This window comes from Aeromonas sp. Marseille-Q5825, assembly GCF_946892685.1.
GTDB lineage: Bacteria > Pseudomonadota > Gammaproteobacteria > Enterobacterales > Aeromonadaceae > Aeromonas > Aeromonas rivipollensis.
Genome location: NZ_CAMPOU010000004.1, coordinates 334,505 through 358,933 on the forward strand (window position 1 = coordinate 334,505; position 24,429 = coordinate 358,933).

Consider the following 24,429-nt stretch of genomic DNA (forward strand, 5'->3'; position numbering starts at 1 on the left):
CCGAGATGAAAAGGGGTTGCCAGTGGCAGCCCCTTTTGCTGGGTCCCTGCCTCAGAGGCCCGGGGTATAGCGGAAGGGTTCGAGCCTGGGAGTCAGCCCCTGGCATGCGGGCTTGAGAGCCTCAGCCCCCGCCAGCAGCCAGTCGGTGCGATGGCGGTTGCCGAGGTTTTCCGTCTTCTCGGGCTCGAAACACAGCACCATCAGATCCGCGCTGCCCAGCACATGGCGATTCGGCGCGGCCGCCACCCAGGCCGCCGCCTCGCGAGCCTGCTCCCCATCCCCCAGCAGGTAGGGGTAATGTTGCACGGGTTGCCGGGCGAACAGCAGGTGCTGCTCCTTGAAACCGGCAAGCAGCAGTTCCTCCCCCGCGGGCACCTGCTGCTGTGCCCGCGCCATCACCCCTTGCGGCGTGCGCATGTCGTTGAGGCGCACGCAGATCCAGCAGGAGTAGAGCAGCCAACCCACCGCCAGCGAACAGAGGATGGCGCTGAGCGGCGCCCGGCGCAGCAGCACATTGACCAGCAGCAGCGCCGCCCCCAGCACCAGCAGGGGCAGCCAGGGGGCCGGTCCCAGATCCCCCAACCGGTTCGCCAGCTTGTCGCTGACGGCCAGGGCACCGGCGCCACCCACGCAGAGGATCCCCAGCAGCCAGCCGAGCCCCCCCAGCAGGCGGCCGGGCCAGACCCGCGCCAACAGTGCCCCCATGTAGGGAGCGGTCAGCAGGGCCAGGGCCGGCGTGCCCGGCGTGACATAGACGCCGCGTTTGCCCGGCGACAGGGAGAAGAAGAGCACCACCAGCATCAGGTAGCCGAGCAGCAGTATGACGCGCTTGTCCTGCCCCAGCACCGCCTTGCGCCACGCCAGCACCAGCCAGGGCAACAACAGGGAGAGCGGCAACCAGAACGGCGGGATCACTGAAGTGAGGTAGTACCAGAAGGGTTTGACGTGATGCCAGGCGTTCGCATAGCGGGTCACCGTCTGGCGCAGCAGTATGTTGTCTCTATAGGCCTGCAGCACTGGGTCTCCGCTCTGGGCCACGGCGCTCAGCATGGGCACCAGCCACAGGCCGATGGCCAGCAGCATGAAGAGCGGCCCCGCCAGCGCCTTCAACCAGTCGACACGGGAGGCGGCGCGGATCTGCTCCCTGTGGGTCCAGATTGCCGGGATCAGGATCAGCAGGGCCAGCAGCCCGACCCCCTTGGTGATGATGCCGAGCCCGGCGGCAAACCAGCCGAGCCAGTACCAGCGCCAGCCTCCCCCGCAGAGCAGGAAGCGCATGAAACCGTAGACCCCGAGGGTGATGAAGCAGGTCACCAGCGCATCGATCTGGGCCGTCTTGGCCTGCAGGGTGAACTGGACGGTGAACAGCAGCAGCAGCCCGGCCATGAAGCCCGTCGCCGGGTTCCACAGGCGGCGGCCCAGGTCCCACACCAACACTATGGTCAGCAGACCCGCCAGCAGGGAGGGCAGCAAAAACGCCACCTTGATGGAGCCGGTCAGCAGATAGCCGATGGCGATGCCCCACATGAACAGGGGGGGCTTGTCCGGGTAGATCTCGCCGCCACGCATGGGGAAGAGCCATTGCCCGCTCTCCACCATCTCCTTGGCGATCAGGGCGAAGCGCGGCTCGTCGGCGGGCCAGGGATCCCGCAGCCCGAGGCCGGCAGCCAGCACTATCAGGGCGATCAGCAGCAGCCAGCCGAGGGAGCTCTGATTGAGCAGGAAGCGGTCATTTACCATGGCGGACCTCATTGATATCGACGAACTTGCCACGTCTCCAGCCTTGGAGCGGGATGACCAGAGGGAAACGGCTGAACTGGACATGCTCATTTGCCATGGTGGATCTCGTTCTCATCGACGAGCTTGTCCCGCTTCCAGCCTCTGTGCTGGATATCCAGGTAGAGGCTGTAGAGGGCGGTGAAGGTGGGGAAGAGATTCTGCAGCACGCCGACGGAGTCCTGCTTGGGGGAGAAGACGAAATAGCTCAGGGTCATCAGGCTGCCGAGCACGCTCATGTACCAGAACATCCGGGGTATGACGGGTTTGCCGGCACGTTTGGAGGCCAGGAACTGCACCAGCCAGCGGCCGCCGAACATCAACGCCCCGGTGTAACCGATAAGCTTCCAGCCGGTGACATGCAGGCCGGTCCAGTCGAACCAGGTCAGCTCCATGGAGAGCAGAGAGTCGATCACTCGAGTGTCTCCCTGACTTCGACCACCTTGGAGCGGCGTTGCAGCCAGCAGACACCGACCACGTCCACCAGCCCGACCCAGAGCCGGTTCCAGACCCCGTATTTGGAGACACCCGCCTGACGTGGCCTGTGGTTGACCGGCCAGGGGGACATGCGGCCCCCCTGGGCCTGGATCAGGGCCGGAATGTAGCGGTGCATGTGGTTGAAGCTGGGCAGGCGCAGATACCAGTCGCGCCGCACCACCTTGAGACCGCAGCCGGTATCCGGGATGCCGTCCCGCAGCAGCAGATCGCGAAAACCGTTGGCCAGCCTGGAGGAGAGTCGCTTGACCCAATCATCCCGGCGGTTGACCCGGTGACCGATAAGTCCCACTTGCGCGGGATCCTGCGCGAAGCGGCGCTTGGCCTCCTCCAGCATGGCGGGAATGTCGGCCGGATCGTTCTGACCGTCACCATCCAGCACCACCAGCCAGTCGCCGCGACCGTGACGCACGCCACTGAGCACCGCCATGCTCTGGCCGACGGCCCTGGCATGGCGGATCACGCGCAGCCCGGCATAACGCCTCTTCAGATCGCACAGGATGGCATAGCTGTCATCCTCGCTGCCATCGTCCACATAGATCAGCTCGTAGCTGTATTTCCCCGCCAGCGCGGCATCTATCTCGCCGATGAGGGGGGCCAGATTGTCCCGCTCATCCTTGGCGGGCACGACGACAGAGACATCGATTGAATCAAGCATATGAAGTTCCCGACCATGACGAGGAACGCAGTCGCCTCGACCGCTTTCCTCATTAACATTCTCTCGACAAGCTGACTAACATCATGCAAATACAAGGCGTTAGACAGCAAGCGCGGCAGTTTATTGCCCCAAAAGTAATAAATCTATCAATTTGAGTTGTGCCGCGTTCAGAGGGCCTGGTCGCACAAGCCCCAGGCTCCCCTTCACACTCACCAAGAGCGCCTTTTTTTCTCTGCCAAAAGTTCCAGACCGTTTTCATCTCTGATGGCCTGACACATAACCAGATGTTCCATCCCCTGGCTGGCGTCCCCCCCATATCGGGCCTATATCTTGCGGATACGAAATTCGAGGTATCCATCATGCAGAGACTCTGCACCTGGGGCTGGGGAGTCCTGCTACTGCTTGCCACTTACACCCATGCCGACGCCTTTCGTCAGGCCCCCAAGGCGATGAGCGCCTTGCGCCAGGGCGCCGCCATGGAACAGAGCAACCCGCGGCGAGCCATAGCCCACTACTGCACCGCGGCCAGCATGGGCAACCCGGAGGCCTACTATCGCATCGGCCGCCTGCTGGCTCGCGGGCCCCAGGGGATCCGCAGCCCCCGCCACGCCAACGCCTACCTCGCCATGGCCATGCGCCTTGGCAATCAGCAAGCGGCTCGTTACTACAACGAGCGGGTGGGCAATGCCCCCCTGGGCACCTGCGGTATCGGCGGGGGCGGAGGAGGCGCCCCCTGGGTACGCCCCAGCACCCCCTTCGATCAGGATAGCTATCTGGCCCGGCAATCCCTCACCAAACAGAAGCTGGCCGTCATGATCCGCCAGGCCGCCCACCGTCACAAGGTCGACCCCCAGCTGGCGCTCGCCATCGCCATCGCCGAGTCCAATCTCAACAGCACAGCCGTCTCCCCCAAGCAGGCGCAAGGGGTCATGCAGCTCATTCCCGAGACCCAGGTGCGCTTCGGCGTGACCCGCCCCTTCGACGCCCAGCAGAACATCCGCGGCGCCATGATCTACCTGAAGTGGCTGGAGAAGCAGTTTGGCCCCGACTGGGTCAGGATCAGCGCCGCCTACAACGCCGGCGAACAGGCCGTGATCCGCCATGGCGGCGTACCGCCCTACCAGGAGACCCAGGAGTATGTGCAGCGGGTGCTCTACTACTCGGGACAGGACCCGGCCAAGAGCACCAGGCAGCCCCGCTGACCCCAGGCATAAGCTGATCCCATGGCTTCTCAAGGTCAGCTGATGAATCCTATCGAGCCAGAGTTAAGGAAGTCTTAAGCCAGCCCAACCCGGAACCTTGATCGGCCACCAGCCAGATGCCCGCCTCTTTTCCTCCCTCTGCCGGAGAGGATCCCGACACTCAATGCCCCCCGGTTGTCCACTTTGCCGCCCTCTTCCCATTGGTTTACAATCGACGGGTTTTTTGGAACCGGGTCGGCCCCTGCCGACCAGGCCCCACCACGACGTCAGTTTGTTGATGCAAAGACATTAAACTGCTGAAAAGGAAGAGAATTAGCCAATGGCTCAATTTATTTACACCATGAACAGGGTCGGCAAGGTAGTGCCGCCCAAGCGTCATATCCTCAAGAACATCTCCCTCTCCTTCTTCCCGGGTGCCAAGATCGGTGTGCTGGGTCTGAACGGCGCCGGTAAATCCACCCTGCTGCGCATCATGGCGGGAATAGACACCGAGATCGAAGGGGAAGCCCGTCCGCAGCCCGGCATCAAGATCGGCTACCTGCCCCAGGAGCCGAAGCTGGATCCGGAGCAGACAGTCCGCGAGGCGGTGGAAGAGGCGGTCGGCGAGGTGAAACGCGCCATGGCTCGCCTGGATGAGGTCTATGCGGCCTATGCCGACCCGGATGCGGATTTTGACAAGCTGGCCCGCGAACAGGGCGAGCTGGAAGCCATCATAGCCGCCCAGGGTGGTCACAACATGGAGAACCAGCTGGAGCGCGCGGCCGACGCCCTGCGCCTGCCGGCCTGGGACGCCCAGATCAAGCACCTCTCCGGGGGTGAGCGCCGCCGGGTAGCCCTGTGCCGTCTGCTGCTGGAAAAGCCGGACATGCTGCTGCTGGACGAGCCGACCAACCACCTGGATGCGGAATCCGTGGCCTGGCTGGAGCGCTTCCTGCACGACTATGAAGGCACAGTCGTCGCCATCACCCACGATCGCTACTTCCTCGACAACGTGGCGGGCTGGATCCTGGAGCTGGACCGCGGCGAGGGTATCCCCTGGGAAGGCAACTACTCCTCCTGGCTGGAGCAGAAGGACGCCCGTCTGGCTCAGGAAGCCAGCTCGGAAGCGGCCCGTCGCAAGTCCATCGAGAAGGAGCTGGAGTGGGTTCGTCAGAACCCGAAAGGCCGTCAGGCCAAGTCCAAGGCCCGTATGGCTCGCTTCGAGGAGCTCAACACCAACGACTACCAGAAACGCAACGAGACCAACGAGCTGTTCATTCCGCCCGGACCCCGTCTCGGCGACAAGGTGGTCGAGGTTGCGAACCTCTGCAAGTCCTATGGTGACAGGCAGCTGATCGACGATCTCTCCTTCGCCATTCCGAAGGGGGCCATCGTCGGCATCATAGGTCCGAACGGCGCTGGTAAATCCACCCTGTTCCGCATGATGTCGGGCCAGGAGCAGCCGGACTCCGGCACCATCACCCTGGGCGATACCGTAGTGCTGGCCTCCGTGGATCAGTTCCGCGACAGCATGAACGACAAGAAGACGGTGTTCGAAGAGGTCGCCGACGGCCAGGATATCCTGCGCATCGGCAACTACGAGTTCCCGAGCCGTGCCTACATTGGTCGCTTCAACTTCAAGGGCGCCGATCAGCAGAAGCGGGTCGGCGAGCTCTCCGGTGGCGAGCGCGGCCGTCTGCACCTGGCCAAGCTGCTGCAGACCGGCGGCAACGTGCTGCTGCTGGATGAACCGACCAACGATCTGGACATCGAAACCCTGCGCGCCCTCGAGAACGCCCTGCTGGAGTTCCCGGGCTGTGCCATGGTCATCTCCCACGATCGCTGGTTCCTCGACCGTATCGCCACCCACATCCTGGACTACCAGGACGAGGGCAAGATTGCCTTCTTCGAGGGCAACTTCACCGAATACGAAGAGTGGAAGAAGAAGACCTATGGCGCCGATGCGGTTCAGCCACACCGCGCCAAGTACAAACGCATTACCAAGTAATTGCGTCTGGCGATGGAGTGAGGCGGACCAACCGCACCGCTCCAGATAGACAAGCGCATCGCCCCATCGGGGTGATTGCAACGTCACAAGGGGAGCCCGGGCTCCCCTTTCTCTTGCCTTTTCGCTTACAATCTTCCCGCTTCCCCCTACCGGCACTCACCGATGACCCAGACCAGCGCCCCCCCGAAGAGACTCACCATCCAGATCCGGATCGAACCCGGCTGCCTGGGCCCGGATGGCAAGCGCCACATCGATACCTTCTGCGCTGCGGCCGGCCGTATCTTTGCCGCCATCGAACCCGAACGGGTGAGCTGGGTGCTGCTGCCGCGTCATGACAAGCAGTTGCCCGAACAGGAGTTTTTCATTGAGGGGCGCAAGCTGAGCGAAGAGCAGGCCAGCTTGCTGCTGCAGCGCATGGGGCTGACGCTCGCCACCTTGCAGGAGCACAGCGACGCCGTGCTGGCCCAGCTGGTGGAGCGCTACCTCAAGAGCCTCTGAGGGTCGCCATCGCAGCACAAGCCTCTATCGAACCTTGTTTTTACCTCTCGATGGGCAAACGTTTGAATTTTTACTCTATTCATTGATCCCCCTCGCAGATCCGGGGTTTGTAAACGTCGCGGCCTGTGTAAAAATGTGCGCGCTGTCACGGTATCAGGACGAGTCTGGTCACTCAGTCGCCAGAAACAGGGCCATTTACCCCGCATGGATGGGATTGGCCGTTCGCCTGCTGCTTATTTCACGTCACCCATTGGAATCCAACATGAATCAACAACACCAAGCTGCCAGCCAGGCCGCCGGGCAAGGATTGCTCGAGCGCCTGTTTGCCCTGAAAGGCCATGGCACCACGGCCCGCACCGAGGTCATCGCCGGCATCACCACCTTCCTGACCATGGTCTACATAGTGTTCGTCAACCCGCAGATCCTCTCTGCGGCGGGCATGGACACCCAGGCAGTGTTCGTCACTACCTGCCTCATCGCCGGCATCGGCAGCATTCTCATGGGGTTGCTGGCGAACCTGCCCATCGCCCTGGCCCCCGCCATGGGACTGAATGCCTTCTTCGCCTTCGTGGTGGTGGCTGGCATGGGCTACTCCTGGCAGATCGGCATGGGCACCATCTTCTGGGGTGCCTTAGGATTGCTGATCCTCACCCTGCTGCGGGTGCGCTACTGGCTGATTGCCAACATCCCGCTCACCCTGCGGGTCGGCATCACAGCCGGCATAGGCCTGCTCATCGCCCTGCTCGGCCTGCACAACGCCGGCATAGTGGTAGCGAGCCCCGCCACCATGGTGACGGTGGGCGACCTCACCTCACTGCCCTGCCTGCTGGGGCTGCTCGGCTTCTTCCTGATCTGCATCTTCTCCGCCCGCGGCGTGCACTCCGCCGTGCTGATCGCCATAGTGGTCACCACCACCCTGGGCTGGCTGTTCGGCGACGTGACCTTCAAGGGCTTCGTCTCTGTGCCGCCGAGCATCACCCCCGTCTTCGGTCAGCTGGACCTGATGGGGTCGCTGGACATCAGCCTCGCCGGGATCATCTTCTCCTTCATGCTGGTCAACCTGTTCGACTCTTCCGGCACCCTGATCGGTGTCACCAACCGCGCCAAGCTGGCGGATGACAAGGGCCACTTCCCGCGCATGAAGCAGGCGCTGCTGGTGGACAGCGTGAGCTCGGTCGGCGGCGCCTTTATGGGCACCTCCTCCGTGACGGCGTATATCGAGAGCAGCTCGGGGGTGGCCGTCGGCGGCCGTACCGGCCTGACCGCCATAGTGGTCGGCGTGCTGTTCCTGCTGGCGATCTTCTTCTCCCCGGTCGCCGCCATGGTGCCGGCGTACGCCGCTGCGGGCGCCCTCATCTACGTGGGCGTGCTGATGTGCTCCGAGCTGACCCGGGTCAAGTGGGAAGACCTGACCGAAGCGGTTCCGGCCTTCATGACAGCGGTGATGATGCCGTTCAGCTTCTCCATCACAGAGGGGATAGCCGTGGGCTTCATCTCCTACTGCGTGATGAAGGCGGGCACCGGCCGCTGGCGCGAGATCAACCCTTGCGTGCTGGTAGTGGCCCTGCTGTTCGTGCTCAAGTTCGTCTGGGTCGACAGCCACTAACCCCGGCTTTCGCACACAAAAATGCCCGTCATCGACGGGCATTTTTTATGGCTGGCAAAGGGCAAGGTTCAACGGATGCCGCGGGCCTCGCGGATCCACTCCCAGGCCTGCTGGATCTCCTGGGTCTTCTCCTTGGCCATCTCCATCATCTCGGGCGGCAGCCCCTTGGCGGCCAGCTTGTCCGGGTGATGCTTGCTCATCTCCTTGCGATAGGCGCGCTTGATCTCCTGATCGCTGTCGCTCTCGCTCACCCCCAGCAGCTGGTAGGCATCCTTGAGACGATCCTGGGAGGGGGCCTCCTGCCGGTATTGCTGCCCTTGTCCACTCTGCTGCTGGCGGTGGAAGAAGTTCATTTGCGCCTCGGCCATCGCCAGGATCCGCCCCAGCTCGATGCGGCTGAAGCCGAGCTCGTCCGCTATGGTCTGCAGTATGGCGCGCTCGTTGGCCTCCACCTTGCCGTCGGCAAAGGCGGCCTGCAGCTGCACCTCGAGGAAGAAACGCAAGATGTCACGCTGCCCCAGACTGGCACGGCGGAATTCCGCCAGGGTTTCCCGCAGCGGGAAATCGCTCTCCTTGCCCTGGCGGAACGACTCCTGGGCACGCACCCGCTGCTCGCCGGAGAGACGCATCCTGTCCATCAGGCTGGAGGCGACCCGGATCTCGTGCTCGGTGACCTGACCGCTCGCCTTGGCGATGTGGCCCATGACGGCGAAGGTGGCGTGGAAGAAGACCGCCTGCTGCTGCTGGCTGGGGGCACGCTGGAACGCCCCCCGAATGCCCATGCCCCGATCGAAGCGGTGGCCGATCCAGAGGCCAAGCAGGGCACCGAAGATGTTGCCGAGCAGAAAACCGAAGAAGGCGCCAAGCACCTTACCCCAAATACGCATGGTTCAAGACCTCGTGATGTTAATGAGTGCCGGCAAGCAGCTGGTCATCCAGCTCGCGCAGCCGATCGACTGTGCCTATGTCACGCCATTCGCCGGTCAGCAGGCTGCCACCGACCCGACCTTGCGCCATCCAGTCGCGCAGCAGGGGTGCCAGCTTGCGGGCACCGCAAGGCAGGGAGACAAAAGCCGCCGGGTGATAGAGGCCGACGCCGCTGAAGGTCAGGGCCGGCGCATCCAGCACCCGGCCGCCTTGCAGGGAGAAATCCCCCTGAGGGTGCTGGGGCGGATTGGGCACCAGCCAGAGATGTGCCAGGTCATCCGCCAGCGACTGATTCACCAGAGCGCCATAATCCCCGTCAATCCAGGTATCGCCATTGATCACCAGAAAGGGTTCTGGGCCCAGCAGGGGCAATGCCTGCACTATGCCGCCCGCGGTCTCAAGGGCGCTCTCCTCCGCCGACCACAGGATCTCGACCCCGAACTGGCGGCCATCGCCGAGCGCCTCCACCAGCTTGTGGCCGAGCCAGGCGTGGTTGATCACAAGCTGGGTCACCCCGGCCGCCTTGAGCTTCTCGATGTGGTGGACGATGAGGGGCTTGCCCCCCACCGCCAGCAGCGGCTTGGGCAGCAGGTCGGTGAGCGGGCGCATCCGCTCCCCACGACCCGCGGCCAGGATCATCGCCTTCATGAGGCCACCCCGGTGCGTGCCAGACCGGGCAGCACCACCCGCTGCAACCAGTCGCCGAAGCGAGCCAGCACCGGATGCTCGGCACCATGGGTGTGGCAGACATCCACCACATAGCCCAGGGTGCGGGGGATGTCCTTGAGGTAGCCAGACTTGCCGTCGCGATGGTAGAGACGGGTGAAGAGGCCGGCCGCCTTCAGGTGGCGCTGCATGCCGGTCAGGTCGGCGTGACGACGGAAGCTGGCATAATCGAGCCCGCCGAGCAGGCCCGCCCGGCTCAGGGTGTCGAAGCCATGGCCCATACCCTGCTCGATCACCTCATCGGGCCAACGCACGTAACAGTCTTTCAGCAAGGAGACCAGGTCGTAGCTCAGCGGCCCCATAACCATGTCCTGGAAGTCGATGACGGCAAGTCGGCTGTCGTCCGGCGTATCGCCGCCGCACACCATCAGGTTGCGGCTGTGGAAGTCTCTGTGCATCACCCCCTGGGGCTGAGCCAGGTTGTTCTCGGTTAGGCAGGCGAACATCTCGTCCAGCAGTTGCTGTTCGGTCTCGTCGAGAATCAGGTTCAGGTGATGACCCAGCAGCCACTCGGGGAAGATGGCATTCTCGCGCGCCATGAAGGCCTCGTCGAAGGGCTCGAGCGCCAGCCCGACAGCTCCCAGCCGGGGCAGCAGCCCTATGGCCTTGTCATACCAGGCCAGCACGTTGCCATCGTTCAGGCAGCCGATAAGCTGGGTATCGCCAAGGTCACTGACCGCCAGCAGGCCCTGCTCGTAGTCCACCGCCCTGACCTCGGGAGCCAGCAGCCCCACGGCGTGCAGGGCGGCCGCATTGCGAACGAATTCATGATTTTTTTCGGTTTTCGGATTAGCATCCACCCACACCAGGCCACCACCACGGAAGTAGCGGCGGAAACTGGCGTCACCGGAGATCAGGGTCAACTGGAGGTTGGCATCACCGGTAATCCGGCGTGCCCATTGCAATAGCAGGGAAGTGCGATCGTGCATGAGTCGGGAACCAAATTGGAAAGCAGCACTTGGCTGTTAGCCCTGGCCGCAATAATGCTTTATCATTGCCGGCTAACATAAAGCAATGACATGCAATGTCAACTCGATGGATCCTGACATAAAATGCATGCCCTGAATCAACCGTTTTTACTACGGATTGCGCGAGCCCTTCACATGACAAAATGGACACTGGGGTCTTCTTATCCCATCGCCCTGACCATCAGCCTTGTTCCTGCCCTGAGTCCGCTCACGGTCCAGGCGGCGCCCCTCAACGCGCCACCGGCCACCGGGATCCTCAACAGCCTCTGCTATGACTATGTCCCCAAGGTCGAGAAGCCCAGCGCGAGTCAGGACGCCAATGCCCAGCCCGTCGAAGTGGATGCCGATCGCCTGGAGGCCAAGCAGGGCGGTACCGCCGTCTATGAAGGTGACGTCAAGGTGCGTCAGGGCGTGCGCAAATTTGACTCCGACTACGCCCAGCTCGATCAGAAGAGCCGGGATGTCATCGCCATCGGCAACATCTATTACAACGATGGCCAGATTACTGTCACCAGCGACAAGACCCTCAAATCCAACCTGGACACCAAGAACTCCGAGCTGGAAGAAGGCAAGTATCAGGTGCATGGCTCACCGGTGCGCGGCTTCGCCGAGAAAGTCACCATGACCAACAACAACCAGAACATCACCCTGGAGGGCGCCCAGTACACTACCTGTCCCCCGGGTCAGGAAGCCTGGACCCTGAAAGCCGGCAGCATAGATATCGATCAGTCCGAGGTGTTCGGGGAAGCCTGGAACGCCAGCCTCTGGCTCTATGATTATCCGGTCTTCTATTTCCCCTATATCAACTTCCCCATCAAGGATGAGCGCAAGACGGGCCTGCTCTACCCCGGCTATACCCAAAGCTCCAAGAACGGCATGGACATCACCCAGCCGTTCTACTGGAACATAGCCCCCAACTACGACTCGACCATCACCTCCCGCTTCATGGACAGACGGGGCCTGATGGAGCAGGTCGAGTTCCGCTACATGCCGGATCCGGCCCACGTGGGCAGCCTCTATTTCGAAAATCTGGCGGACGACAAGCAGTACGACGAGACGGACAGCCTCAACGACTACCTGTCCGACGGGCATCGCTATCTGCTCAACGCCCGCCACACCTCCATGTTCATGGACAACGCCCTGCGAGTGTCGGTGGACTACACCAAGGTGCGGGATCGGGACTACAACTACTTCAACGACTTCTCCCCCAGCGTGGGCACCCAGGTCGACAACCAGTTGCAGCAGTCCCTCACGGCCGGCTACTTCCAGCAGAACTGGAACCTCAATGCCGAGGTGCGCACCTACCAAATTCTGCTGGCCAGCGCCCAGCAGCCCCATGAGCTGATGCCGCGCATCAACCACAACTACTACCAGCAGGGCAGTTGGTACGATCTGGCCTGGAACACAGAGCTGACCAACTTTGGCTACAACAACGACCAGGCAGTCCAGCAGAACCAGGGAGAGGCCTATACCGGCACCCGTGTCTACACGGCGCCCACCCTGACCATACCGCTCATCGACGAGGCCGGTTACTTCCTCGACAGCCAGTACAAGCTGATGTACACCCGTTACGATCAGACGGTACCGGATGACATGAGCAGCACCTTCACCAACAGGTTCACTCCGCAAGGTGGGGGGGATGTCACCCTAGAAGAGGGCATCATCACCCGGGTTCTGCCCTCGTTTCGCCTCAAGGGCGGCATGACCTTCGAGCGCAACCAGCAATGGTTCGGCGAAGGGGCCAGCCAGACCCTGGAGCCTGAGTTCCAGTACCTCTATGTGCCCTACAAGGATCAGGACAACATAGGTGTCTACGACTCCACCACCATGCGCCAGGACTACTACAGCCTGTTCAGCGATCGCCGCTTCGCCGGCCTGGATCGCATCAGCGACTCCAACCGGCTCTCGGTCGGCGTCACCACCCGTATCTATGATCCGGCCGGGGATGAACGAATTCGGCTGGCCGTTGCCCAAGCCTTCGACTTCGTGGCCCCCAGGGTCAAGCTCTACTCCAGCGACGCGCTGAGCACCAATACCCGCTCCCCGCTCTCGTTCGAGGGAGACGCCAAGATCAACGAGCAGTGGTATGCCCATGCCGGGGCACAATATGACCTGGAGCAGCGGGAGATCAGCTCCTCCAACAGCGCCCTGGAATACCGCCACGAGAAGCTGATCAGCCAGTTGAGCCACCGCTTCGTACGGGACGCCAACTACGACCTGGATCGCAAGGGCGAGGTGACGGATCTCAACCAGATCGGCCTGCTGTTGACCACACCGCTCAACGATCAGTGGCACCTCTATGGCGGCTACTATCAGGAGCTCGACCAGAACGTCAAAGTTGACCGCAAGGTGGGTCTGAAATATGACTCCTGCTGCTGGAGCATCAACTTCAACCTGGAGTGGGTCAATACGCCGGACAACGTGAACCTGGCCCCGACGTCCGAGCGCAGCCTCGGCATTCAATTTGAAATGAAAGGATTGGGTAGCGTGGGTACCGGCTCCAAGGGCACCTCCCTTGACACCGAAGCACTGCCTTACATTCGTCCGTTTAACCTGCGAGACCAATAACGGGTCTGGCAAACGCCTTGAGAGATGGATATGAAGAAGACGTTGATTTCCCTGCTGACCGCAGGCCTGTTTGGAGTCATGAGCCAGGGCGCCCTCGCCGCGCCCGAACTGGTGGACAAGGTGCTTGCTGTGGTCAACAAGGACGTGGTGCTGGCCAGTCAGCAGGAAGCCCTGGTGCAGAAGGTGAAGGCCTCCGCTCAGGAGAGCGGCCAATCCCTGCCCGATGACGTCACCCTGCGCAAGCAGGCGCTGGATCGCCTGATCCAGGAGAGCCTGCAGCTGCAACTGGCGGATCGCCAGGGGCTCAAGATCAGTGATACCCAGCTGGAGCAGGCCATCCAGAGCATAGCCGCCGACAACAAGATGAACCTGGAGCAGCTCCGTGCCCAGCTCGAGCGGGAAGGGCTGACCTATGCCCAGTACCGGGAAGAGGTGCGCCGCGAGATCCTGATGAACGAGGTGCGCCGCAGCCAGGTGCGCCGCCGCATCAACATCTCCGAGCAGGAGGTTAAGCAGGTGGTCGAGGCCCTGAGCAAGCAGGGTCAGCAACAGACCGAATACCACGTCGGCCACATCCAGGTTGCCCTGCCTGACAACCCGAGCGCCGAGCAGCTCAACGCCGCCAAGGCCAAGATAGAACGCATCCTTGCCGCCCTGAAGGAAGGGGCAGACTTCCGCAAGCTGGCCATCGCAGAGAGTAACGGTCCCAAGGCCCTGGAAGGGGGTGACTGGGGCTGGATGAGCCCGCAGGAGATGCCCACCCTGATGTCAGAGGCGGTACAGGGCGCCAGCAAGGGTGACATAGTCGGCCCGCTGCGCTCGGGCGCCGGTCTGCACATCGTCAAGATCTTCGACACCAAGGGTCAGCAGCAAGTAATGCAGACCGAGGTGAAGGCCCGCCACATCCTGATCAAGCCCTCCATCATACTGAGCGAGGAGAAGGCCAAGGAGACCCTGGACGGCATTCTGCACGACATCAAGAGCGGCAAGGCCAGCTTCGCCAGCATGGCGGAGAAGTACTCCGAAGATCCGGGCTCTGCGGTGCAGGGTGGCGAGCTGGGCTGGTCCGATCCCAACGTCTATGTGCCTGAGTTCCGCGACATGGTCAACCGCCTGCAACCGGGCCAGATCAGCGAGCCCTTCCGTACCAGCCACGGCTGGCACATAGTGCAGCTGGAAGATCGCCGCAGCCAGGACGCCACCGGCAAGGCCCAGGAGCAGCGCGCCTATCAGCTCATCTTCAACCGCCGCTTCACCGAAGAGTCCCAGGCCTGGCTGGATGAGCTGCGCGACGAAGCCTACATCCAGATTGAACCCAATTAATGGGCGAGCAGATGAACAGCCATCGTCTTGCCATCACCCCGGGTGAGCCCGCCGGCATAGGCCCTGACCTGGTGCTGCAGATAGCCCAGCGGGACTGGCCGCACCAGCTGGTGGTGATCGCCGACCCGGCGCTGCTGCGCGAGCGCGCCGCCCTGCTGGGGCTGCCCATAGAGCTGGAACCCTATGATGCCGCTGCCCCCGTGAGGGGTCAGCGGGCGGGAACCCTGACGGTGTGTGCCGTTCCCCTCGGCGCCCCCGTGGTGCCGGGCGAGCTCGACGAGGGCAATGGCGCCTATGTGCTGGCCACCCTGCAGCGCGCCTGCGACGGCAACCTGAGCGGCGAATTCGCCGCCGTGGTGACAGGTCCGGTGCACAAGGGGATCATCAATCAGGCGGGCGTCTCCTTCAGCGGCCACACCGAATTCTTCGCCCAGCAGTCAGACACCGCAGACGTGGTGATGCTGCTGGCCACCGAAGGGCTGCGGGTAGCGCTGGCGACGACCCACATTCCGCTGGCCTACGTGGCCATGGCCATCACGCAGGAGCGCCTTGCCAAGGTGATCCGCATCCTGGATGCGGATCTCAAGGGCAAGTTCGGCATAGCACACCCCAGAATTTATGTCTGCGGCCTCAACCCCCATGCCGGGGAAGGGGGCCATCTCGGCCGTGAAGAGATCGACGTGATCGAACCCGCCCTGGCCAGTCTGCGCCAGGAAGGGATAGACCTGGTCGGCCCCTTGCCGGCCGATACCCTGTTCCAGGAGAAATACCTCAAGGATGCGGATGCGGTACTCGCCATGTACCACGACCAGGGGCTGCCGGTGCTCAAATACAAGGGCTTTGGCAACTCGGTCAACATCACCCTCGGACTTCCTTTCATCCGTACTTCGGTGGATCACGGCACAGCGCTGGATCTGGCAGGCAAGGGCCTGGCAGACTCGGGCAGCCTGATCACCGCGATTAACCACGCCATCCAGATGGTAGAGAAAAAAAGATATGAGCAGTAAGGTGCAGAGCAACAAGGTGCACATGGGCCACACGGCCCGTAAGCGTTTCGGTCAGAACTTCTTGCACGACCGTTATGTAATCGATCAGATAGTCGCCGCCATCAACCCGCAGCCGGGTCAGAACCTGGTGGAGATAGGCCCGGGTCTGGCGGCACTGACCGAACCGGTCGCCTCCCAGATGGACAAGATGACTGTGGTCGAGCTTGACCGGGATCTGGCGGCTCGCCTGCGCGAGCACCCGACCCTCAAGGACAAGCTGACGGTGATCGAGGCCGACGCCATGCGCTTCGACTTCGGCACCCTGATGGGAGAAGGCAAACCGCCCCTGCGCATCTTCGGCAACCTGCCCTACAACATCTCCACCCCGCTCATCTTCCACCTGTGCGAGTTCGCCGACCGGGTCGAAGACATGCACTTCATGCTGCAAAAGGAAGTGGTATTGCGGATGTGCGCAGGCCCGGGCAGCAAGGCCTATGGCCGTCTGAGCGTCATGGTCCAGTACTACTGCCAGGTGATCCCGGTGCTGGAAGTGGGCCCGGGAGCCTTCAAGCCTGCCCCCAAGGTGGACTCCGCCGTGGTGCGACTGGTGCCACACAAGAACCCGACCATAGTCGCGAAGGATCTGCGCTGCCTGAGCCGGGTCTGCACCGAGGGCTTCGGCCAGCGTCGCAAGACCATCCGCAACAGCTTCTCCAACTTCATCACAGACGCTCAGCTGACCGAGCTTGGCATAGATGGCAACCTGCGTCCGGAGAACCTCTCCCTCGAGCAGTTCGTCATGATAGCCAACTGGCTGGCCGATCAGCAGCAGGCCTGATCCCATGGCATCCCCCCGGATAGTGGTTCGCCCGCACCCCAGCTATGTGGCGGGCACCGAGGATCCTTACCATTTTCTCTATCTCATCGAGATAGAGAATCTGGGACCGGGCAAGGTGCAACTGCTGCACCGGCGCTGGCTCATCACGGATGCCAACGGCAAGATGCTGGAAGTGGAAGGTCCCGGGGTCGTGGGCGAGCAGCCCTTCATCGCCCCCGGCGAGACCTTCAGCTATCAGAGTGGCGTACCGCTGGCCACCCCCTTAGGCGTGATGGAAGGCAGTTACACCCTGCAAGACGAATCGGGGCAGCAGTTTGAGACCCCCATAGCCCCTTTCACACTGGCCGTTCCCAACATTATCAACTGAGGTTTCATGGCGAATTGTTTCGTCGGTGATATCCAGGGCTGCTACGACGATCTGCGCCGTCTGCTGGATCTTGCCGAATTCGACCCCGACAACGACACCCTCTGGCTGTGCGGCGACCTGGTCGCCCGCGGGCCGGACTCTCTCAACACCCTGCGCTTCGTCAAGTCACTGGGAAGCCGCGCCGTGACCGTGCTCGGCAACCACGATCTGCACCTGCTGGCGGTGGCTCATGGGGTCGCCCCCCTCAAGAAGAAAGACAAGCTGCAGGCCCTGATGGAGGCCCCGGATCGGGACGAGCTGCTGGAGTGGCTGCGCCACCGTCCCCTGCTGGCGGAGCACCCGGACTTGCCCATCATGATGGTCCATGCCGGTCTCTCTCCGGCCTGGGATGCCCACACGGCACGCAGCTGCGCCCGCGAGGTGGAGACGCTGCTGCGCGGCGATCAGTACAGCTGGCTGCTGCACAACATGTATGGCGATCAGCCCGATAGCTGGGACGAAAATCTATTGGGGATAGAGCGCTACCGCTACATCATCAACAGCTTCACCCGGATGCGCTTCTGCTACTTCGACGGCCGACTCGACTTCAAGTGCAAGAAGGGACCCACGGAGTCCACCCCTGGCCTGCGCCCCTGGTTCGAGCAGCGGGAGCACCACGTGGACGATCCCATACTGGTGTTCGGCCACTGGGCGGCCCTGATGGGCGCCACCGGCAAGGCGGACATCAAGGGGCTGGACACCGGCTGCGTCTGGGGCAACAGCCTCACTATGTGGCGGTATGAAGACGACGCCATGATAGCGACCCCCTGCCCCGCTTACGCCAAGTAAGCCGTCGGTGCAGCCGCCCAGCCTGCACCGAGTTAGGCGATAGACGGACAATAAAACGGGCCCGGCATTGCCGGGCCCGTTCCTTATGGGGTGAGGTCGCGGCTTACAGCTTGCGCCCCAGCCGTTTCTCGACCTGGCGTCGCTCCCAGTCGGGCCCGAACAGCTTGAACGGCTGGAACAGGTTGATGGCATGGGATATCAGGCCCAGCCCCCAGCCCAGCATGGGCCACCAGGCCCAGATATAGTCCGGGTTGCTCAGGTAGTTGATGACAAACAACCCCCCTATCACCAGCACATAGCTGATGAGGTGGCCGTAGAAGCCTTTGAGCCCCTCGACGAACTTCATCGCCTCCCGCTCATCCCTGGCCACATGCACTGTCCCCTGACTATCTGTCTCGTTCCCTTTCATCTCGCTCTCCTGCAGTTGAGTCACATCGAGCTCAAAGACGGAGGCCAGGGCCTTGAGGGATTCCAGTCCAGGTTGCTGGCCCTGCTCGATCCGCTGTATGGTGCGGACACTCAAGCCAGTCAGGGTCGCCAACTGATCCTGGGACCAACCCCGTTGCAATCTCAACTTCCTGACGATCATCTCGAACTCCTTGTGGTGACTGACAGGGCCAGCATAGGGCCGGTGAGGCCAGAGGTGACACGACAGAGGGCCGACATCCACCTGACTATTCTTTAAAATCAATCAGTTGTAACTAGCTGTTGGATTGGTACCTATGCCCGGGCGCACAGACCAGCGCGCCCGGTCAGGCCTTCACAGGCTCCGCATCAGCTCGGCGGCGATCTCGAAGGAGCGCAACCTGGCCTGATGATCGACGATGGGACCGTTGAACATCAGCTCGTCAGCCCCGGTTTCGGCCAGCAAGGCCTTGAGGCCGTGACGCACCTGATCCGGATCCCCCACCAGGGATCGAGCCAGGGTCTGCTCCATCGCCATCAGCTCCCGGGGCGACCACTCCTCTCCCAGGCTCTGCACCGGCAGCGGCAGCTTGCCGGCATCCCCGCGATAGAGGCGCAGGAACTGCTGCTGGAGCGTGGTGAACAGGAAGCGGGCCTCCCGGGTTGTGTCGGCGGCGATCACATTGATGCAGACCACCGCATAAGGCTTTGGCCAGCGCGCGGAAGGGCGGAACTGGGTACGGTAGATCTCGAGTGCCTGCAACAGCAGGCCGGGGGCAAAGTGGGAGGCAAAGCCGAACGGCAACCCCATGGCGGCCGCCAGCTGGGCGCTGTAGAGGCTGGACCCCAGCAGCCAGATGGGCAGATGCAACCCCTGACCGGGCACCGCCTGCACGGCGCCGACCTCGTCACCGAAGTAGCCCATCAGTTCGCGCACGTCCGCCGGAAAGTCATCCACCTCGCCGCTGCGCTGGCGGCGCAGCGCCTGCATGGTGCGTTGATCCGTGCCGGGCGCGCGACCGAGGCCGAGATCGATGCGATCCGGGTAGAGAGAGGCCAGCGTGCCAAACTGCTCGGCGATCACCAGAGGGGAGTGGTTCGGCAGCATGATGCCACCGGCCCCCAGCCGCAGTGTGCTGGTGGCACCGGCCAGATGGCCGATGAGCACCGAGGTGGCGGCGCTGGCGATCCCCGGCATGTTGTGGTGCTCCGCCAGCCAGTAGCGGTGGTAGCCCCAGCGCTCGGCATGGCGGGCCAGATCCTGCGAATGACGAAACGACTCGGCCGGCTGGCTTCCTTCGGGGACGGGCACCAGATCCAGGACGGAATAGGGGATGGCAGACATGGGACACTCCATTGATTCACAGGCGATTCACCAGTGGAGCAATGTAGCACGAGATATCTGAATGAATCACCTGACCAGGCTGCCGGGACCCGTGCCATGCGGCTCGCGACAAGGGGAACGCCGGAAGATAACGGTTCCTCTTCTGGCCCCCACCTCCTATGCTTTTTGTCATCTTGCGAGCACACTGTTGGCAGATCATCGCGGGGAGCGCCCGTAGGACAAGGATAGGTCCATGACAAAAGCAAGCCTCGGCAGCAAGCCCTTTTACGTGCACATTGCCACCCTCTTCATACTGCTGTTCTCCGTGCTGGGGGGCGCCCTCATCATGCTGCAGTTCCAGCAGGGCCTGCAGCAGGGGCTGGAGCACGAACGGCAAAGCTTCCAGCAGTACAGGGAACAGCTGTCTCTCGCCATCAAGCTGAACCAGCGCCCGGCCCGCATGTCCCTGAGCCTGCTGCGCAGTGGCCAGCTGGCCGCCATGACCAGCCTGGAGTCCCGCCTCGGCTACCTGCCCCAGCTGGCCGAGGTGCTGGCCAACAGCGCCAGTTATGGCGCCATCTATGCCGGTTACGAGAACGGCGACTTCTTCCTGGTGCGCAAGCTGACCGATCGGGCCAGAGGATTGCTGGACAACCCCCCTCCCGGGAGCCACCTGCTGGTGCAGAGCCTGAGTCAGGGCCGGGGAGAGTTCCTCTATTTCAACCAGCGCCTGCGGCTGCTGGAGCGGCGGCCCATGCCGGACTACCAGTTCGATCCCCGCGATCGCGGCTGGTACAAGGAGGCTCGCTGGGGCACGGGCATCATAGTGACCCACCCCTATCTGTTCTTCACCACCAAGGAGCCGGGCATGACGCTGGCGGTGGAGAGCGACGATCGCCGGGCGGTGATAGGGCTGGATGCCGGCGTGGAGGGGCTCTCCTCCCTCATCGGCGAGCTGCCCCTGCCGAGCCACTGCCAGCTGGTGCTGTTCGACGAGTTCGGTACCCTGCTGGCGACGGATCCCAAGCGGCTGCCCAGCTTCGAACAACTGAGTCGCCTGCCCATGCTGTCGGCGCTCAAGCACCCCATACTGGCCAAGCTGCAGCAGGAGATGGCATCCAGGCCCACCCTGCTGCACGCGCCGACCGAGCTGACCCTGGCCGCCGAGGATGGCAGCGACTGGCTGGTCAACCTCTCCTCCCTCGACGAGGGATCCCCCTTCTACCTGGCCCTGCTGGTACCAGCGGACGAGCTCACCGCCCCGGCCCGCCACGATGCCCTGCGCAACCTGGCCTGGGCCCTGGCCGGTCTGCTGCTGCTGCTGCCCGTCATCTGGCTGGTGGCGAGGCGCACCGCCGCCCCCTTGCTGGCACTGACGCAAGAGGCCGAGCGGATCCAGCACTTCGACTTCGGCGAGAGCGAGCGGCCTGATTCGGCGATCCGCGAGATAGACGATCTCGCCCGCGCCATGTCCAGCATGCGGTTGACCCTGGGCAACTTCATGAGCATGGGTCTGGCGCTGGCGGCGGAGCACCGCTTCGATTCCCTGCTCAGCCGCATACTGCACGAGACGGTGGCGGCGGCCCAGGCGGAGGGCGGCTGCCTCTATCTGGCCCAGGACAAGCAGATGAAGGCGGTTCAGGCCATCTGGCAACGGCAGCCCCTGGATTGTGAGCGGGTGAACTGGCAGGAGTCCCTGCTCGGCGGCCTCTATCATTCCGAGCGGCTCAGCCTGCCCCTCGACGCCGAGCAGTGGTCGCACTACCTCGCCGACTGGGGCCCCTTCCCCGGCCCCCGCCAGCTGCTGGCCGAACCCCTCTACAATCACCGCCAGGAGTTGATCGGCTGCCTGTTGCTGATCCTGCCGGACTGCCCACCAAGGGAGCTGGCGTCGCGCATCAGCCTCATCGAGGCGCTGGCGGGCATGTCCGCCTCCGCCATCGAGAATCAGCGCCTGCTGGAGGAGCAAAAGCAGTTGCTGGAGGCCTTCATCGAGCTCATCGCCGGCGCCATAGACGCCAAGAGCCCCTACACCGGAGGCCACTGCCAGCGCGTGCCCGAGCTGACCCGCATGCTGACGGAGGCGGCCTGCGCCCAGCAGCAGGGCCCCTTTGGCGACTTCACCCTCAACGACGAGGAGTGGGAGGCCATCCATATCGCGAGCTGGCTGCACGACTGCGGCAAGGTCACCACACCTGAATTCGTGGTGGACAAGGCCACCAAGCTGGAGACCATCTACGACAGGATCCACGAGATCCGCACCCGTTTCGAGGTGCTCAAGCGTGACGCCCATATAGAGGCGCTGGCGGCCCGATTACCGGCCCCCGAGCAACAGGCAGCCCTCGAGGCTGTGGCCCCGACCTGGCAGATGCTGGATCAGGAGTTCGCCTTCGTCGCCGAGTGCAACCTGGGGGGCGAGTGGATGGCACCGGAAAAACTGGCACGGCTCGATGCCATCGCCAGCCGCACCTGGCTGCGTACTCTGGATGATCGCCTCGGCGTCAGCCCTGAGGAGCTCAGGCGCCATCCCGGGGAGGCGGCTCCGCTGCCCTGCCGCGAGCCGCTGCTGGCCGACAAGCCGGTCCACCTCATTCCCCGCCCCGCCCACGACAACCTGGCCAGGCACAATCCCTGGGGCTTCAAGGTCAGGGTCCCCACCCATCTCTACAACCGGGGGGAGCATTACAACCTTGCCATCGTTCGTGGCACCCTCACCGAGGAGGAGCGCTACAAGATCAACGATCACATCATCCAGACCATCCGCATGCTGGAGCGGCTCCCCTTCCCCCGTCACCTGCGCAAGGTGCCGGAGATAGCGGGGGGCCATCACGAGCGGATGGATGGCACCGGCTACCCGCGCCAGCTTCTGGGTGAACAGATGAGCATTCCTGCCCGCATCATGGCCATCGCCGACATCTTCGAGGCCCTGACCGCAAGCGATCGCCCCTACAAGTCGGGCAAGACGGTCTCCCAGTCGCTGACCATAATGCTGCGCATGGTGCAGGAGCGGCACATAGACGGGGCGCTCTTCGAGCTCTTCGTCGACAGCGGTGTCTGGCGGGACTATGCCCTGCGTTTCCTCGCCCCCGAGCAGCTGGACGAGGCAGCCTGTCAGGCCCTGCTGGCGGAGCCGCGCTAGCCGCTATTCCCCGAGCGCCCATAAAAAAACGGTCAACCCAGGTTGACCGTTTTTCATCTCCAGGCAGCCCTTAGAACAGCAGGTGCGCCACGCCGGCGATGACCGGCAGGGTGACCAGGGTGCGCAGCAGGAAGATGACGAACAGCTCCCACAGCTTGACCGGGATCTTGCTGCCCAGCAGCAGGGCGCCCACTTCCGACATATAGATGAGCTGGGTCACCGACATGGCGGCGATCACGAAGCGGGTGATGTCGCTCTCTATGGTCGAGGCCAGCACAGCCGGGATGAACATGTCGGCGAAGCCCACCATGATGGTCTTGGACGCCGCCTCGGCCTCCGGCAGTTGCAGCAGCTCAAGCAAGGGCACGAAGGGGGCACCCAGCCAGTTGAAGATGGGGGTATGCTCGGCCAGCATCAGGGCGCAGGTCCCGATCGCCATCACCACCGGCAACACGCCAAACACCATGTCCAGGGCGTTCTTCACCCCTTCCCGCGCCACGGCGCCGAGATCCGTCATGCTGTCGGCCTTGGCCAGGGCACGCTGATAGCCATAGCTCAGCACGCTGTGCTGATGGGGAATGGCCTCCTGCTTGCGGCACAGGGGGGTGCCGTCGCTGTAGACATCCTTCTTCCAGGAGAGCGGGGGCAGGCGCGGCACCACTATGGCGGCCACCACCCCGGCCAGGCAGACGGTCAGATAGAAGGGCACGAACATGTGCTCCAGCTTCACCTGGGAGATCACCACCAGACAGAAGGTGATGGAGACAGCCGAGAAGGTGGTGCCGATGACGGCGGCCTCACGTTGGGTGTAGAACTTGCCCTCGTACTGCTTGCTGGTGAGCAGGATGCCGACGCTGCCATCCCCCAGCCAGGAGGCGAAGCAATCCACGGCAGAGCGGCCGGGCAAGCGGAACACAGGGCGCATGATGCGGGTCATCATGGTGCCGACAAACTCCAGCAGACCGAAGTCCAGCAGCAGCGGCAGCAGCAAGCCGGCGAAGATGAAGACGGAGAACAGCACCGGCAGTAGATCGTGCAGCACCAGGCCACCGGTCGCCCCGGAACGCAGCACCTCGGGGCCAGCCTCGAAGAAGGTCAGCAGCACGAAGAGGCCCCCCAGTACCCGCACGCAGGCCCAGAAGGGGGAGACGTTGAACAGGCTGTTGAGGAAGGGGCGTCTCACCAGGATCGCCGGCTTGAACAACCAGGCGATCAACGTCATCAGCATGGTGGTGGTAATGATGGCGCTGACCATGGCCACCAGATAGTCGGCGAACACCGTCTGTACCAGCTTCGCCAGCACGGCGACGGGGATGGTGACATTGCCGTCATAGATGACGGGGGTCATGAACAGCAGGATCCCGATGAGCGACGGGATCAAAAACATCAGCACGTTGCGGCGAGTACGGATCGCCGGTGCTTCCAGGGTCTTTTCCAACATGATAGACAGCCTTAAATATGACTTTTCCTTCAGCCAGGCAGCCTGCATATTCATGCCCTCGCCCGGCAAACGGGCGCAAGAATAACCCAAAAAACTGCACAAACAAGCTTTTAATGGATTATTTCAAGCATAAATATTTTATCAGGCGAACCATCCATAAGAACAAACCAAAACAGTCATGCATATCAATTCAGTTTGACAGGTTAGCATAATGTTTCAAATTGGTTACGTTCAGGGGCGCAGTATAATCAGTTGCGGTTGGCAGGCAATAAGTGGCATGAGAAATATATCTATATGGTGATCCCGTCGATCCTCCCATAAAAAAACCGGAGCCTGTCGGGGCTCCGGTCTTGTCACGAGAGAGAGT

At 62.8% G+C, this 24,429-nt stretch carries 20 protein-coding genes; 11 read left to right on the forward strand and 9 right to left on the reverse strand.

Going from position 1 to position 24,429, the window contains the following annotated elements:
• Positions 1-51: 51 nt before the first annotated feature.
• From OC537_RS12140 to OC537_RS12150, 3 genes are all read right to left on the reverse strand, one after another.
• Positions 52-1,740 (reverse strand): ArnT family glycosyltransferase, encoded by a 1,689-nt coding sequence (locus tag OC537_RS12140; protein ID WP_262111567.1) that lies wholly within the window; start codon positions 1,738-1,740, stop codon positions 52-54.
• 86 nt (positions 1,741-1,826) lie between these two features.
• Complete coding sequence (locus tag OC537_RS12145; protein WP_262111570.1) at positions 1,827-2,192, reverse strand: lipid-A-disaccharide synthase N-terminal domain-containing protein; 366 nt, start codon at positions 2,190-2,192, stop codon at positions 1,827-1,829.
• Positions 2,189-2,929: a glycosyltransferase family 2 protein gene (locus OC537_RS12150; RefSeq protein WP_262111572.1), complete on the reverse strand. Its 741-nt coding sequence runs from the start codon at positions 2,927-2,929 to the stop codon at positions 2,189-2,191. The genes OC537_RS12145 and OC537_RS12150 overlap by 4 nt, the downstream gene beginning before the upstream one ends.
• A gap of 359 nt (positions 2,930-3,288) precedes the next feature.
• Between OC537_RS12150 and OC537_RS12155 the strand changes: the two genes are divergently transcribed.
• The 4 genes from OC537_RS12155 (at position 3,289) to OC537_RS12170 (ending at position 8,222) form a co-directional block, all read left to right on the forward strand.
• The gene (locus OC537_RS12155) at positions 3,289-4,131 is read left to right on the forward strand and encodes a lytic transglycosylase domain-containing protein (protein WP_267965447.1); all 843 of its coding nucleotides are present in this window, start codon (positions 3,289-3,291) and stop codon (positions 4,129-4,131) included.
• Between the two features lie 319 nt (positions 4,132-4,450).
• Entirely contained in the window at positions 4,451-6,118 is a 1,668-nt protein-coding gene (ettA, locus tag OC537_RS12160; protein WP_106885939.1) for an energy-dependent translational throttle protein EttA, read from the forward strand.
• 162 nt (positions 6,119-6,280) lie between these two features.
• Positions 6,281-6,616 (forward strand): hypothetical protein, encoded by a 336-nt coding sequence (locus tag OC537_RS12165; RefSeq protein ID WP_106885938.1) that lies wholly within the window; start codon positions 6,281-6,283, stop codon positions 6,614-6,616.
• A gap of 262 nt (positions 6,617-6,878) precedes the next feature.
• The gene (locus OC537_RS12170) at positions 6,879-8,222 is read left to right on the forward strand and encodes an NCS2 family permease (RefSeq protein WP_139745139.1); all 1,344 of its coding nucleotides are present in this window, start codon (positions 6,879-6,881) and stop codon (positions 8,220-8,222) included.
• Between the two features lie 68 nt (positions 8,223-8,290).
• Here OC537_RS12170 and djlA read toward each other — a convergent pair whose 3' ends face one another.
• Genes djlA through OC537_RS12185 form a run of 3 tightly spaced genes read right to left on the reverse strand, consistent with a single transcriptional unit; the run spans position 8,291 to position 10,804 of the window.
• Entirely contained in the window at positions 8,291-9,109 is an 819-nt protein-coding gene (gene djlA / locus OC537_RS12175) for a co-chaperone DjlA (protein ID WP_163137104.1), read from the reverse strand.
• A 19-nt stretch (positions 9,110-9,128) separates the two neighbouring features.
• Complete coding sequence (gene murU / locus OC537_RS12180) at positions 9,129-9,797, reverse strand: N-acetylmuramate alpha-1-phosphate uridylyltransferase MurU (RefSeq protein ID WP_262111577.1); 669 nt, start codon at positions 9,795-9,797, stop codon at positions 9,129-9,131.
• A complete protein-coding gene (locus OC537_RS12185; protein ID WP_234690449.1) occupies positions 9,794-10,804 on the reverse strand; it encodes an aminoglycoside phosphotransferase family protein in 1,011 nt (336 codons plus the stop codon). The genes murU and OC537_RS12185 overlap by 4 nt, the downstream gene beginning before the upstream one ends.
• A 174-nt stretch (positions 10,805-10,978) precedes the next feature.
• On the opposite strand from OC537_RS12185, the gene lptD reads away from it, so the two are divergent.
• The 6 genes from lptD to OC537_RS12215 are packed head-to-tail and all read left to right on the forward strand — an operon-like array spanning position 10,979 to position 17,753.
• Entirely contained in the window at positions 10,979-13,411 is a 2,433-nt protein-coding gene (lptD, locus tag OC537_RS12190; protein ID WP_262111581.1) for an LPS assembly protein LptD, read from the forward strand.
• A 30-nt stretch (positions 13,412-13,441) separates the two neighbouring features.
• Positions 13,442-14,734 carry a peptidylprolyl isomerase SurA gene (gene surA, locus OC537_RS12195; protein ID WP_262111583.1) on the forward strand — a complete coding sequence of 431 codons (1,293 nt, stop codon included), beginning with the start codon at positions 13,442-13,444 and terminating at the stop codon, positions 14,732-14,734.
• Positions 14,735-14,745: 11 nt separating this feature from the next.
• A complete protein-coding gene (pdxA, locus tag OC537_RS12200) occupies positions 14,746-15,741 on the forward strand; it encodes a 4-hydroxythreonine-4-phosphate dehydrogenase PdxA (RefSeq protein WP_106887867.1) in 996 nt (331 codons plus the stop codon).
• On the forward strand, positions 15,731-16,558 hold the full coding sequence (gene rsmA, locus OC537_RS12205) for a 16S rRNA (adenine(1518)-N(6)/adenine(1519)-N(6))-dimethyltransferase RsmA (RefSeq protein WP_043130439.1): 828 nt from the start codon (positions 15,731-15,733) through the stop codon (positions 16,556-16,558). The genes pdxA and rsmA overlap by 11 nt, the downstream gene beginning before the upstream one ends.
• Before the next feature lie 4 nt (positions 16,559-16,562).
• A complete protein-coding gene (gene apaG, locus OC537_RS12210) occupies positions 16,563-16,925 on the forward strand; it encodes a Co2+/Mg2+ efflux protein ApaG (protein WP_262111587.1) in 363 nt (120 codons plus the stop codon).
• Between the two features lie 6 nt (positions 16,926-16,931).
• Complete coding sequence (locus tag OC537_RS12215; RefSeq protein WP_262111589.1) at positions 16,932-17,753, forward strand: symmetrical bis(5'-nucleosyl)-tetraphosphatase; 822 nt, start codon at positions 16,932-16,934, stop codon at positions 17,751-17,753.
• A 103-nt stretch (positions 17,754-17,856) separates the two neighbouring features.
• Here the strand turns inward: OC537_RS12215 and OC537_RS12220 are convergent, their stop codons facing one another.
• Positions 17,857-18,342 carry a 2TM domain-containing protein gene (locus OC537_RS12220; RefSeq protein ID WP_163148703.1) on the reverse strand — a complete coding sequence of 162 codons (486 nt, stop codon included), beginning with the start codon at positions 18,340-18,342 and terminating at the stop codon, positions 17,857-17,859.
• A gap of 171 nt (positions 18,343-18,513) precedes the next feature.
• Positions 18,514-19,503 (reverse strand): luciferase-like monooxygenase, encoded by a 990-nt coding sequence (locus OC537_RS12225; protein WP_163155730.1) that lies wholly within the window; start codon positions 19,501-19,503, stop codon positions 18,514-18,516.
• Between the two features lie 232 nt (positions 19,504-19,735).
• Between OC537_RS12225 and OC537_RS12230 the strand changes: the two genes are divergently transcribed.
• Entirely contained in the window at positions 19,736-22,621 is a 2,886-nt protein-coding gene (locus tag OC537_RS12230; protein ID WP_262111593.1) for an HD domain-containing phosphohydrolase, read from the forward strand.
• A gap of 70 nt (positions 22,622-22,691) precedes the next feature.
• On the opposite strand, the gene OC537_RS12235 is transcribed toward OC537_RS12230, so the two are convergent.
• On the reverse strand, positions 22,692-24,062 hold the full coding sequence (locus tag OC537_RS12235; protein WP_111912303.1) for a YjiH family protein: 1,371 nt from the start codon (positions 24,060-24,062) through the stop codon (positions 22,692-22,694).
• Positions 24,063-24,429: the final 367 nt, after the last annotated feature.